The organism is Sorangium sp. So ce394 (assembly GCF_051474665.1).
In the GTDB taxonomy this organism is placed as follows: domain Bacteria; phylum Myxococcota_A; class Polyangia; order Polyangiales; family Polyangiaceae; genus Sorangium; species Sorangium cellulosum_D.
Window position 1 is genome coordinate 6,970,502 of the sequence record NZ_CP150339.1, and the last position, 12,483, is coordinate 6,982,984.

General features: G+C 75.2%; 11 protein-coding genes. 7 read left to right on the forward strand and 4 right to left on the reverse strand.

Annotated elements, in window-relative coordinates; genetic code table 11:
• Positions 1–39: 39 nt before the first annotated feature.
• The 3 genes from WMF33_RS25320 to WMF33_RS25330 form a co-directional block, all read right to left on the reverse strand.
• Positions 40–729 (reverse strand): hypothetical protein, encoded by a 690-nt coding sequence (locus tag WMF33_RS25320; RefSeq protein ID WP_437322251.1) that lies wholly within the window; start codon positions 727–729, stop codon positions 40–42.
• An 85-nt stretch (positions 730–814) separates the two neighbouring features.
• Positions 815–1,198, reverse strand: a complete 384-nt coding sequence (locus tag WMF33_RS25325; protein ID WP_437322252.1) for a VOC family protein — start codon at positions 1,196–1,198, stop codon at positions 815–817.
• 135 nt (positions 1,199–1,333) lie between these two features.
• Positions 1,334–3,268, reverse strand: coding sequence for a DUF6345 domain-containing protein (locus WMF33_RS25330; protein ID WP_437322253.1), 1,935 nt, complete (start codon positions 3,266–3,268; stop codon positions 1,334–1,336).
• Between the two features lie 273 nt (positions 3,269–3,541).
• Here WMF33_RS25330 and WMF33_RS25335 point away from each other — a divergent pair, with 273 nt between their 5' ends.
• The 7 genes from WMF33_RS25335 (at position 3,542) to WMF33_RS25365 (ending at position 11,473) form a co-directional block, all read left to right on the forward strand.
• Positions 3,542–4,654 (forward strand): polyprenyl synthetase family protein, encoded by a 1,113-nt coding sequence (locus WMF33_RS25335; protein WP_437322254.1) that lies wholly within the window; start codon positions 3,542–3,544, stop codon positions 4,652–4,654.
• Positions 4,651–5,655, forward strand: a complete 1,005-nt coding sequence (mvk, locus tag WMF33_RS25340; protein WP_437322255.1) for a mevalonate kinase — start codon at positions 4,651–4,653, stop codon at positions 5,653–5,655. The genes WMF33_RS25335 and mvk overlap by 4 nt, the downstream gene beginning before the upstream one ends.
• Positions 5,652–6,659 (forward strand): diphosphomevalonate decarboxylase, encoded by a 1,008-nt coding sequence (mvaD, locus tag WMF33_RS25345; protein ID WP_437322256.1) that lies wholly within the window; start codon positions 5,652–5,654, stop codon positions 6,657–6,659. The genes mvk and mvaD overlap by 4 nt, the downstream gene beginning before the upstream one ends.
• Positions 6,656–7,675, forward strand: coding sequence for a hypothetical protein (locus WMF33_RS25350; RefSeq protein ID WP_437322257.1), 1,020 nt, complete (start codon positions 6,656–6,658; stop codon positions 7,673–7,675). Before mvaD ends, WMF33_RS25350 begins: the two co-directional genes overlap by 4 nt.
• Before the next feature lie 441 nt (positions 7,676–8,116).
• Positions 8,117–9,076 carry a hypothetical protein gene (locus WMF33_RS25355; RefSeq protein ID WP_437322258.1) on the forward strand — a complete coding sequence of 320 codons (960 nt, stop codon included), beginning with the start codon at positions 8,117–8,119 and terminating at the stop codon, positions 9,074–9,076.
• A gap of 160 nt (positions 9,077–9,236) precedes the next feature.
• Positions 9,237–10,328 (forward strand): histidinol-phosphate transaminase, encoded by a 1,092-nt coding sequence (hisC, locus tag WMF33_RS25360; protein ID WP_437322259.1) that lies wholly within the window; start codon positions 9,237–9,239, stop codon positions 10,326–10,328.
• The gene (locus tag WMF33_RS25365) at positions 10,319–11,473 is read left to right on the forward strand and encodes a tetratricopeptide repeat protein (protein WP_437322260.1); all 1,155 of its coding nucleotides are present in this window, start codon (positions 10,319–10,321) and stop codon (positions 11,471–11,473) included. Before hisC ends, WMF33_RS25365 begins: the two co-directional genes overlap by 10 nt.
• Before the next feature lie 2 nt (positions 11,474–11,475).
• On the opposite strand, the gene WMF33_RS25370 is transcribed toward WMF33_RS25365, so the two are convergent.
• Positions 11,476–12,438 carry a hypothetical protein gene (locus WMF33_RS25370; protein ID WP_437322261.1) on the reverse strand — a complete coding sequence of 321 codons (963 nt, stop codon included), beginning with the start codon at positions 12,436–12,438 and terminating at the stop codon, positions 11,476–11,478.
• Between the last annotated feature and the right edge of the window lie 45 nt (positions 12,439–12,483).

Here is a 12,483-nt window from a genome sequence, read left to right on the forward strand (position 1 = left end):
CCAGCCGAGCGCGAGGCGCAGCAAGGTCGAATCGAGGTGTTAGCTGGCCTCGAACTCGGATGCCACCCTCCATGAGTCGCGCAAGCGCCCGGACGCGATCATGTCTGCAACGACGGCTTCCAGCAGCGAGCGGTCCATCCGCTCGACGAACAGGTCCGGAGCTTCAAGGTACCTTCCGAACAAGCTTTCACCTTGCTGGGCGGCTTCGCGGCGAGCAGACTCCAGCATCGCGTACGTCCAGACGTTCACCGCGTACTTGGTCCCGTCCGGTAGGCCAATCAGCATGTTGAAGAACCCGTCCGTCGGGTCCTCATCCGGAGGCGAAATCCAATGCTCGAACTCAAGCCAGAGCTCGAATGGATGGTCCGACGCCGCGGAGCCCCTCGGCGACACGACGAGCTCTCGCTCGCCCCTGGTGGTTCGACAGACTTCGATCTGATTCTTGTCGGGATCTTCCAGCACGAATTCGGTCGATGACGACGAAGGCGATTTTGCCTCCTCGAGCGTGAGGTATTGGGCCGAGGGCAGGCTGAGCTGAAGACGAACGGTCCCCGCTCTCCGACCTGCGGGATAGAGCTCGAGGAGCACATGCCCGGCCCGCGCGGCGTAGTGAACGGGACCTTCCCCGTGTTTCTCCTCCGCGAAGGATAGGCCGAGCCGCTCATAAAAGCGGAGGCTCGCGCCAAGGTCTGAGCACCGCAGTACGATCAGCGTGAGGGAGGCGCTCATCGGTCGCTCGGTCCAGCTGACGCGGTGGGTAAGCCGCGAACGAGGTGCATCCCGTGCTCCGCCGCGCGAACGAGCGCATGCGCGTTCAGGAGAGCGCGCTGACCATGACGTAATAGCCGTCCGGATCGCGGAGGGCGAACTCGCGGGTGCCGGTGGCGGGGTTCGTCTGGGGCTCCTCCTCGAGCTGACTCACGAGGGCCCTGGCGCGCGACAGCGCCTCGTCGAAATCATCCACCCGGAAGAACAGCAATAGCCCATTGCCAGGCTCCGCGCGATCGGGGCTGACGAGCGTCGGGTGCTCGTGGGATCCCCACTTGTGCAGACAGAGCAAGACCGTTCCGTCCGTGTCGAGGATCTGGCCGAAATAGTCGTGAGCAGGTGACGATTCCGGCTGACCGAAGAGCGATTGATACCAGTTGAAGCTGCGAGCCACATCAGCGACCCCAATGATTGTCCACGTGCGCTTCACGGGCTTCTCCTATGGCTTGACGCCGTGCCGGATAGCGTAGCCGACGGCCGCCCCGCCTTGTCAAGGAGACCAGCGCAGGACCGTGCGGTCTCTACGCCGGACGAAGGCGCGATCGGGCCCCGGAGAGACGCGGCGCTACGTCGGCCCGGAGATCCGCCAGAAGCCGACCCTCGCGCTCCCCCACAGGTCCGGGCCGACCGGGCCCTTGCCCCAGAAATGATCGTCGTAGTTCGGGAGCGTCCAGCCCGCGCCGTAGACCCCCATGATCGCGTAGAGCACCTTGTCGTCGGGCTGGACCTCGATCGCCGTCGTCGCCCACGCCTGCCGGAGCGGCGCCGGGCTCGTGTCGTCGAGCAGGCGGCTCGCGAACATCGACCCCTCGGTCGTGTCGTCGAACGACTCGGTCGCATATCCGAGCAGGAGGTGCAGGCCGTCGAACGCGTTCGACCACCGGAGACGCCAGGCGCCCGCGTCGTCCTGGAGCGGGCCGCAGGCGGCGACCACCATCCACTCCAGGTTGGAGTTGCCCCAGTGAGCGTCGCTGAAGTGAAGGATCCGATCGCTCATGGCGCTGCAGAACATGAACCCGACGCCGTTCGCGTGCCCCGTATAGAACGTGAGATCGACCGAGTCCGCATACGACGCGTCCTGGCCTCCCATCGCCGGGTCCTTGAAATCGACCTCCCACGCGCGGAGCTCACCCCAGTTGAAGCGGTGCTCGACGCCCCCCTCCTGGAAGCTCTTCAGGAGACCATCGACGTTCGCCGCCGAATGATCGAGGCCGCCGCAGCGCCCGACCCACTCGGCGCCAACCACGGCGCCGCCCTCGTTCGCCGACGGCGCCGCGGGCGCACTCGGCGCCACAGGCGCGCTCGGCGCCGCGGGCGCGCTCGGCGCCGCGGGCGCGCTCGGCGCCACGGGCGCCGCAGCGCGCGCGAACGGGAGCTGCCGCGCCGCCGTCGCGACCAGGCCGTCGGCGTCCGTGACGTAGAGGGTGAGCGTCTCCGTCTCGCCGCGAAACGCGGGGCCGTCCAGCGAGATCCGCACCGCCGCCCCGTCGGCGCGGTCAGGAGCGAACGACCGCGCCGAGGTTACCCACCTGTACGTGTACGGCGCAGTACCCCCGGTGACGCTCGCCTCCGCAGAGAGGGTCTCGCCGTCCTCGCGCACCGTGATCGCCGCCCTCGGAACGTCGATGACGGCCGGGACGATCACCTTGCGGACGTCCACCACCTCGGCGCCGAAACGCCGCCTGCCGCTGCACACGTAATGAGGGAGGATCCGGCGCACCTCGCGGGAGAGCGGCGGCGCGTAATAGACGAGCTCCGGCTCGGCCGCGACGATCGCGCCGCCGCCGAGCGCGCGGGCGCACAGCGCGGGGGCCTCGGCGGCCGGGACGATCGCGACGTCCTCGCCGCGCGCGAGGTCGCGCCGCGCATAGACGAGGTGGGTCACGGCGCCCTCGGCGTCGAACGTCACCCGGACCTTGGCGCCAGGGCCGATCAGCCGGAGCCCCTCGAGCGCGTCGCGAAAGCTCACCTGCGTGTCGAGGGCGGCCCGCGCCACGTAGCGTCCCTGGGCGTCGCTCGACTCGAAGAGCGAGTGGCCGACGGCGACGTCGCGCCCGAAGGGCAGGCGCGCGCCTTCCAGCGCGGCCCACGCCCGCGCCGCGGCGTCCGTCTCCGGGAGGACGCGGAGCGCCGCGAGCGCCTCGATATCCAGGGCGTCGTCGCCCCTCTCGGTGGCGAAGCCGCGCTCGTCGCGGAACCCGGGCGCGGGCGGGGAGGCCTTCCTCGTCGGCAAGCGCTGGAACCTCGCGCGATCGAGGTAGCGAATCGCCCCGTCGGCCCCGAGCGCGCCGCCGCCCCAGAGGCCCTCCGCCGCGAGCCCGAGCGCGCCGGCGAGCGCGGACGCCCGCGCGACATCGGCGCTCCGGCCGATCACGCGGTACGCGGGCAGGGAGCTCGCCCACCGGGACAAAGGCGCCGTGCCGGACGCACCGAGATCGGCGCTCTCCGGGAGATCCTCGCGGGCGTCGCGGCCGCTGCACCCCGCGACGCCGAGACCCATGACGAGAACGATGCCCAACACCCCACCCGGTGATCTCTTCACGAAAGTCCCCCTTTCCCTTCGGTTGCGGCGAGGGTCGGCGCGCAACTCCGGAGGAATCGATCTCGCAGGAAGCCCGCGCGCGGCCCCCCCGGCCCGCGACGCGGGCCCCACGCATTGCAGGACCCAAGCCACGGGGGCGGCGGCGATGAGCGGCGCGCGACGCCGCCGGTTCGCGGCGTTTCGGCCGAGATTGACCGGATCGCGCGCGGCTCCTAGGCTGCCGCGCATTCCATGACAGCGCACACGAAGGACGGAGAGAGCGCGCCCCGCCCCGGCGATCGAACACTCGAAGGGACGGCGGACCCCGGCGCGCGCCTGTTCCTCGACTTCCTCTCCTCGCTCCGCCCCCGCGTCGAGGCCGCGCTCGAGCAGCGCTGGTGCGCCGCGGCGGGCCACGCGCAGCGCTACGGCCGCGAGGTCTCGGCGATGGTCGCCGAGGCGAGGAGCCTGACCCTGCGCGGCGGCAAGCGGTTCCGCGCAGCCCTGCTCGTCGCGGCCTACCAGGGCGTCGCGCCGGACGCGCCGCTCGAGCCCGCGATCGACGCCGGCGTCGCGCTCGAGCTGCTCCAGACCTACCTGCTCATCCAGGACGACTGGATCGACGGCGACACCGTCCGCCGGGGGGACCGCACCGCGCACGTCGCGCTGACCGAGGTGCTCGGCGATCCGCACCTCGGGGCCTCGTCGGCGATCCTCGCGGGCGACTTCACGTGGAGCCTCGCGCTCGGCGCGCTCGCGGGCGCCGGGGCGCCGCCGGAGAGGACGCTCGCGGCCGTGCGGCTGTTCTGCGCGATGCACGAGGACGTCGTGATCGGGCAGCACCTCGACGTGGTCGGGCGGGCCGAGGACGTCGAGCAGATGCACGCGCTCAAGACCGGCAGCTACACGGTGCGCGGCCCGCTCGCGCTCGGCGCCACGCTCGCCGGCGCCCCGGCCGAGACCGTGGCGGCGCTCGAGCGGTTCGCGGCGCCGGTGGGCGTCGCCTTCCAGCTGCGCGACGACCTGCTCGGCACCTTCGGGAGCGCCGCCGCGACCGGCAAGCCGGTCGGCAACGACCTGCGCGCCGGCAAGCGCACGGCGGTGCTCGCGTCCGCCGAGGGGCGCCTCGACGCCGAGGGCCGGAGCGCCGTCGAGCGCGCGCTCGGCCGCAAGGACGCGAGCGACGAAGACGTGGCGGCCGCGACGCGGGCCCTCGAGGCGTGCGGCGCGCGGCGCGCGGTCGAGGAGCGGCTCGACGCCCTGTGCGGCGAGGCCGAGGCCCTCGGGCGGTCGCTGCCGGTGAGCGCGCCGGCGCGGCAGATCCTGTGCGGCGCGGCGAGCGCGCTCCGGTGGACGGGCGCATGATCGAGGCGCTCGGCCAGGCGTCCGGCAAGGTCATCCTGCTCGGCGAGCACGCGGTCGTGTACGGCGCGCCCGCGCTCGCCGCCGGCATCGAGCGCGGCGCCCGCGCGCGCGCGACGCGCGCTCCGGAGGGCGCGCGGGCGAGCGCGCTCCTGCTGGGCGGCCGCGAGCACGGCGCCGCGCCGGCCGAGAGGGACGTCGCGCAGGCGTTCGCGGCGCTCCTCGAGGCGCTCCCCGGCGCCGGCCCGGTGCGCGTCGAGGCGGAGAGCGATCTGCCGCCCGGCGGCGGCCTCGGGAGCTCGGCGGCGCTCGGGGTCGCGATCGCCCGGGCGGTCGCCGCGCTCGCGCGCGCGCAGGCCGAGGCCGGCGCGCCGGGCGCCCTCACCGCCGCCGCCGAGGTCGCCGCGGCCGCCGCCTGGGAGCGCGTGTTCCACGGCAACCCGTCGGGCATCGACACGGCCGCCGCCGCGCGCGGCGGGTGCTTCCGCTTCACCCGGGCGCACGGCGCGACCCCCCTCGCCCCGCGCGACGATCTCTGGCTGTGCGTCGGCTCCACGGGGGTGCCGTCGTCCACGCGCAGCATGGTCGAGCTCGTGGCGAAGCTCTTCGAGCGCAAGCCCACCGTGGCCGAGACGTCCATCGCCGGCATCGCCGCGCTCGTCGAGAACGCGGCCCTCGCCATCGAGGCGGGCGACGCGATCGCGCTCGGCCGGCTCATGGACCTGAACCAGATGCTCCTCGCCGGGATGTTCGTCTCGACCGAGGCGATCGAGGCCCTGTGCAAGCTCGCGCGCGAGGCCGGCGCGCTCGGCGCCAAGCTCACCGGCGCCGGCGGCGGCGGCTCGGTCATCGCGCTGCTCCCGCCCCCTCCGCCGGGCGGCGCGGCGACGTCGAACGGCGCGGCGGGCCGCGTGCTCGCCGCCTGGCGCGACGCGGGGTACAGCGGCTTCGTGACCCGCGTGAAGGCGGGCGCCGCCACGGCGGCGCCGGAGGAGCAAGCATGAGCGCCGTGAGCCGGGCGACCGCGATCGCCCATCCGAACATCGCCCTCGCGAAGTACTGGGGCAAGCGGGCCGACGGGCACAACCTGCCCGCCGTGCCGAGCCTCTCGGTGACGCTCGCCGGGATGGCCACGACGACCGAGGTCGCCTTCGATCCGTCGCTCGATCGCGACGAGCTCCACCTCGGCGGCGCGGCCGTGCCGCCGGACGCGGAGGCCGCGCGCCGGGTCGCCGGGCTCCTCGACCGCGTCCGCGCCGCCTCGGGCCGGCGCGAGCGCGCCCGCGTGGTCAGCCGCAACGACTTCCCCACCGCGGCGGGGCTCGCCTCGAGCGCGTCGGCGTTCGCCGCGCTCGCGCTCGCCGCGAGCGCCGCCGCGGGCCTGCCCACCGCGCCCGCCGCCGTGAGCGACCTCGCCCGGAGGACCTCGGTCTCCGCCGCGCGCTCCGCGTTCGGCGGCTTCGTCGAGCTCCGCGCCGGGCGCCCCGGCGACGAGGCGCTCGCGGCGACCCCGCTCGCGCCGGAGGACCACTGGCCGCTCGCGGTCGTGATCGCCGTGACGCGCGAGGGCCCGAAGGACGTGGGCTCCAGCGACGGCATGCGGCACACCGCGGCGACGAGCCCGTACTTCCCCGCCTGGGTGGACGCCGCGCCGTCGCTCTTCGCCGCGGTCCGCGCCGCGGTCCTCGCCCGCGACCTCGCGGCCCTCGGCGCCGCGGCCGAGGCGAGCGCCCTGTGCATGCACGCCTCGAGCATCGCCGCCTCGCCGGGCCTGCTCTACTGGACCGGCGCCACCGTCGAGGTGATCGCCGCGGTGCGGAGGCTCCGCGCCCAGGGCACGCCGGCGTTCTTCACGATCGACGCCGGCCCGCACGTGAAGGTCTTCACCGCGCCCGAGGCGCAGCCCGCCGTGGAGAAGGCGCTGCTCGCCGTCCCCGGCGTCCTCCGCACCATCTCGGCCGCCCCCGGCGGCGGCGCCCACCTCGCGCCCGGGGGCGCGGGCGCGTGATCGTCCGGGCGCCTGGCAAGCTGGTCCTCTCGGGCGCGTACGCCGTGCTCGAGGGCGCGCCCGCGCTCGTGGCCGCGGTCGATCGGTACGTCGTCGCCGATCCGGCGCGCCAGGCCGACCTCGTCACCGAGGAGGTCCAGGCGGCGATCGACGCGGGCGCGCTCGACCGGGCGGCGTGGTTCGACGCGTCCGCGCTCCGGTCGGCGGCGCCGGATCCCACGGCGGGCGCGCCGGCCGGGGCGGGCGCGCCGCCGCGCGGGGCGAGCCGCAAGCTCGGCCTCGGCTCGAGCGCCGCCATCCTCGTGGCGACGCTCGCGGCGCGCGCCGCGGCGGCCGCGCCGACCATGGCGGCGGCCGCGGCCGCCGCGGCGTCGGCCGGCCGGCCGATGCCCGCCTGGGACGCCCGCGCGCTCTTCCTCGCCGCGCTCGCCGCGCACCGGCGGGCGCAGGGCGGGGGCAGCGGCGTCGACGTCGCGGCGAGCGTCTACGGCGGCGTCCTCTGCTGCCGGCTCGGCCCGGACGGCGCGCTCGCCGTGACGCCGCACGCGCTGCCGGGCGGGCTCGCGATCGAGGTCTACGCCAGCGACGCCTCGGCGCGCACGAGCGCCATGCTGGAGCGCGTGCGCGCGCTCGCCGCCCGCGACCCGGGGGCGCACGGCGCCCTGCTCGGCGCGGCCGCCGAGGGCGCGCGCGCGGCCGTCACCGCCGCGGACGCCCGCGCCTTCGTGGCCGCGCTGGATCGCCAGGTCGACGCGCTCGCGGAGCTCGGCGACCGCGCGGGCGCGCCGATCGTCACCCCTGCCCTCGCGCGCCTCCGCCCCGCCGCGGCCGCCGAGGGCGCCGCGCTCGCGCCGAGCGGCGCCGGCGGCGGCGACGTCTCCCTCTTCGTCGGCGGCGCGCCGCCCTCGGCGGCATGGCGCGCCGCGGCGGCCGCGGCCGGCCTCGAGCGTGTGCCCATGTCGCTCGGCGCCCCCGGCGTCCACGTGCTGGACGCAGCCCGCCCGCCGCACGCCTGAGCGCGCCCCCTCCCCGATCGTGCGCCGCCCGGTGCCGCGGCGCTTGGCACGGAGCCCGCTCTGCTCGCTCCGGGATCGACGGCGGCGCTGCGCTCCGGCGACGCACCGCGGACCCTCCACGAGGCCTTCGAATGCGAAGAACGAGACAGGCATGAAAACCCTGGAGCTCGCGATGCCGCAGCGCCGCCAGAAAAGCATGACTTTTCATGGTGTTACCGCGCGGGCGTCCGATGAGCGCGGCGGGCGTCGGGTCCCCCGAGGCGGGCTCCGCGGGCGTGTCGCTGACGGCGTGGGCGCGGCGAGCGTGACCTGCGTTCACAGCGCGCCGGCGCGGGGCGCGCGCGATCGCGCCGGGCGCCCGACCCGCTGATTCGGCCGCGGGGGGTGGTGAACGGGGCGAGGTGGCACGAGGACCAGAGGACGAGGTGAGGAGGGGGCTCCATGACGACGTGCGATCGAGAGCTTTGCCGATTCGAGGATGTGCTTGGCGCGAGCATGGCCGAGTCGAGGGCGACGCTGGCCGCGTTCGGCGTCCAGGTCGCACCGCTGCGGAGGCGCACCGCCCGCACGTACCTGGGTCGGGTGCTCGTCCACCCGTACAACCTGCTCGTCGTGGGGAGCGTGCTCCTCCTGAGCTTCATCGGCTGGAGCCCGCTGCTCTTGCTGCTCGGCCTCGGGGCGGAGCTCGTGATCCTGTGCGTCGTCCCCTGGCGCGGCTACTTCCGCCGCAGCATCGACGCGCAGCTCGACGAGGCCGATCGGGCGGCGTGGTCGCGGGCGCGCGAGAGCCTGATCCGGCAGATGGACATCCGTCACCAGCAGGAGCTCGCGCGCCTCGACCGCCTGATCGACCGCACCCGCGAGAACATCCGCCGCCGCGGCGGCGCCGTCCCGCTGCTGCTCGACGACGGCTTCGGGCTGAGCCGCCTGCTCATGAGCTACATCCGCCTCGCGATCGCGCACAAGGCCGGCCAGGAGTCGCTCGCCATGACGAACCACAGCGAGCTCATGGAGACGATCCGATCGCTCGAGGCGATCCGGAGCGCGTCCGCGGGGCGCGCGCGCGGGCTGTCGGAGCGGCGGCTCGCGATCGCCTACCGGCGCGCCGAGTGCTGGAGCCGGACCCGCGAGGGGCTCGAGGTGGTGTCGCAGAAGCTCGCGACCATCCTGGAGCTCATCCAGCTGATGCACGAGCAGTCGATGACGCCCGTGGACTCGCCGGCGACCTGCGCGGACATCGACCGGTTCATGCGCGAGCTCGACGGGTTCGACACCGGCGAGAGCGCGCAGCGCGAGCTCGAGGAGCTCGACATGGACATGGACAGGGCGTTCGAGCTGGAGGAGCTCGAGGCCGAGCCCACCCAGCACAGCCGCCCGCCGATGCGCCTGGTCGCGCGGTGACCCGGCCCCCGCCGCGCGCGGGAGGCTGGAGCAGCGCACGCCGGAACATCGCGCGCGCTCCCGGGGCGACGCCGTCTTCCGGGTTCATGGCGCTCGTCGCCCGGGTAGACTATCGCCCCCGTGACCTCCCCCACGCCCGCGCTCCTTGTCGACTGAGCCGATGCCCACGCCCGACTTCCTCTCCGCCCTCCTCCGCCCCGAGCTCGCCGAGCTCCACGCCTACACCCCGGTCGCGGGCCACTTCCCCGTGCGCCTCGACGCCAACGAGAGCCCGCCGCTCCTGTCGGCCGAGGCGCGGGCCGCCCTCGCGCGGGCCGCGGTGCCCGAGGATTGGGGCCGCTACCCCGACGCGCGCCTCGTCGAGCTCCGCGAGGCCATCGCCGCCCGCTGCGGCGTCGAGCCCGACGAGGTCCTCGCCGGCGTCGGCTCCGACGAGGTGATCTCGATCCTCCTGACCGCGCTCAGCCGCCCGCGGCCGGGCGCCGACGCGGCGAGCATCGTGACGACCAGCCCCACCTTCGTCATGTACAAGCTGAGCGCCCGCGCGCGGGGCATGCGCGCCGTCGAGGTCCCGCTCGACGCCGGCTGGGACCTCGACGTGGCGGGCCTCGTGCGCGCCGTCGAGTTCGCGCGCCCGAGCGTCGTCTTCATCGCCTCGCCGAACAACCCGACCGGCGCGCTCGCGTCGGCGGACCGGCTCGAGGCGGTCATCGCCGCGGCGAGCGACGCCCTCGTCATCGTCGACGAGGCGTACATCGACTTCGCCCCGCGCGATCAGCTCGCCCTGGTCCGCAAGCACCCGAACGTCGCCGTGCTGAGGACGCTCTCGAAGATCGGCCTCGCGTCGCTGCGGGTCGGCTGGCTCGTCGGCGACCGGGCGCTCGTCGCCGAGCTCGACAAGGTCCGCCAGCCCTACAACCTGCCCGTCCCGTCGCAGCGCGCGGCCACCTTCGCCCTGCGCGAGCTCGGCGGGGAGCTCCGCCGCGCCGCCGCGTTCATCGCGGAGGAGCGCGAGCGCCTCGCGCGCGGCCTGATCGAGCTCGGCCTCTCCGTCGCGCCGAGCCACGCGAACTTCCTCTGGGTCGGCACGCGCCGCCCTGCCGGGGAGGTCTTCGAGGCGCTCGCCGCGCGCGGCGTCCTGGTGCGCAGCTTCCACGGGGCGGGCGGGCGCCTCGCGCACCGGCTCCGCATCACCGTCGGCCTCCGCGAGGAGAACGATCGCCTCCTCGCCGAGATCGCCGCGTGCGCGTAGCACCGCCGCCCCCTGCCGCGCGGCTCGCGGCGCTCGCGGCGCTCGCGCTGACCGCGGCCTGCGCCGCGCCCGAGGTCGCGCGCTCCGTGGACGGCCAGATCCTCGTGGGCCGCCAGATCTCGGCGCGCGCGTACGCGCTGTACGCCATCGGCGCCGAGGCCGAGGCGCGCGGCGACCTCGAGACGGCCCTGGAGGCGTACGAGCTGGCGGAGGACAGCGATCCCGAGAGCGCGGACATCTGGACCCGCGTCGGGTCGGTGCGCTGCCGCCTCGGCCGCCGGGAGGCGGCGGACGACGCGTTCGACCGCGCCCGCGGGATCGATCCCGACTACGCGCCGGCCCACCTCGAGCAGGCGCGGTGCGATCTCGCGGCCGGGCGGCCCGCGGCGGCGCTCGGCCGCGTCGAGCGGGCGGTCCTGCTCGATCCGGAGCGCGACGACGGCGTCCTGCTCCGCGCCGAGATCCTGCGGCGGCTCGGCCGGTCCGAGGACGCGCGCCTGTCGCTGCGGGCGCTGCTCGTGCGCCACCCCTTCTCGGCGGACGCGTGGCGCGCGCTGCACGCGGTGGCCCTCGAGGCCGGCGATCGCCCGGCCGCCGAGGAGGCGGCGCGGCGGCTGCGCGAGCTCGCCGCGCGGAGGACCGCCGCCGCCGAGCGGCCGGCGGCGGCGCTGGGGCCGCTGGCCGAGCTCGACGACGCGCTGGTCCACGGGCAGCTGCGCCGCGCCCGCCGCCTGGCGCGCGACGCGGATCTGCCGCCGGCCGAGGTCGCGGTGCGCGCGGCCGCCCTGGGCCGCGTCGGCGAGGCGCGCGAGCAGGCCGAGCTCGTCTCGGCGGCCGATCCGTCGAGCGCCTCCGCGCTCGTCGCGCTCGCGGTGGCGGCCGATCTGAGCGGCGATGTCGAGGCGCTGGCCCGCGCCTGCGACGCGCTCCAGGCGCCCGCGGGCGGCGGCGCCGCGGTGCCCCCCTCGCCGCTCGCCCGGCTGCTCTTCGCCGAGCTGCTCTTCCGTCGCATCGGCCGCGACGCCGCGCTCGCCTGGCTCGGCCCGCCGGGGCCCCCCGCGCCCGGCGCCCGCGATCCGCTGTCCCGCGAGGTCGAGCGGCGCGTTCACCGGGAGCTCGCGGGGGGCGCGCCGGCCGCGCCCTGAGCTCAGGGCGATGGCTTCGCCTTGTTCTTCTTCGCGTTGTACTTCTCGAGATCGAAGTTGAGCTCGAAATCGAGGGTGTTCTCGCCCTCCTTGATCTCGATCTCCTTCTTCACGTCCTGATCGATGGCCGGCAGGAGGGCGGCGGTGAGCACCTTGCCCACGGGGATGTCCTTGATCTCGAACTGCCCGTCGAGGCCGGTCACGTCGTGGGTCGCGAACTTGAGCACGAAGACCTCGGCCTTGAGGAACGGCTTCGGCATCTTGTCCACGAGGTGGTAGTAGCCCGGCTGGGGCGGGAAGAACTTCACCGCTTCGCCTTGCGGCATGGCGACGAGGACGGCCATGAACGGGGCGCCCTCGAGGTTGGGCATGTAGGGCTCGAGCAGGTCGAGGTTCGCCACCTCGAGCCGCTGTCCGAACGTCATGGCCACGGTGCGGGTCGAGAACGCGCACCCGTGGATGGTCACCTTCTCGGCCTCTTCGCGCTCGGGCACGTGGCCGCTGTAGTTGACGACGGTGACGAGCGCGTCGGCGACGGCGTTCTGCTGCCCCACGCGGAACAGCCTGCCGTAGGTGGCAGCGGCCTCGCCGCACTTGCCGGTCGGAAAGCTGAGCCCCGTGTCGGGCGGCGGGTCTCCCTTGATGGTGACCCGCCCTTTCAGCGTCCCCGTGGGCCCGCTGTACGGCGCTTGCCGCTTCGGGTTCGTCACCTTGAGCACCGCCTCCGAGGTCAGCGAGATCGCGGGCGCATCCGCCGCCTGCGCGCTCGCCGCCGCGCTGGCGCTCGCCGCCGCGCTGGCGCTCGCCGCTGCCGGCGCAGCGCTCCCTGCCGGCGCCGCGCTCCCCGCGGGCGAGCCTCCGCTCGTGTTCCCCCCCTGACACCCGAGCGCCCCGAGCAGCGCGACGCTTGCCGCGCGCATCCGCCAGTCCCCCGCTGTCCTCTGCATCGTCTCGCCGTTCCGCATCGGCGCCGACTTTAGCAACTCGCGCGCCCCGCGCAGCATCGCGGT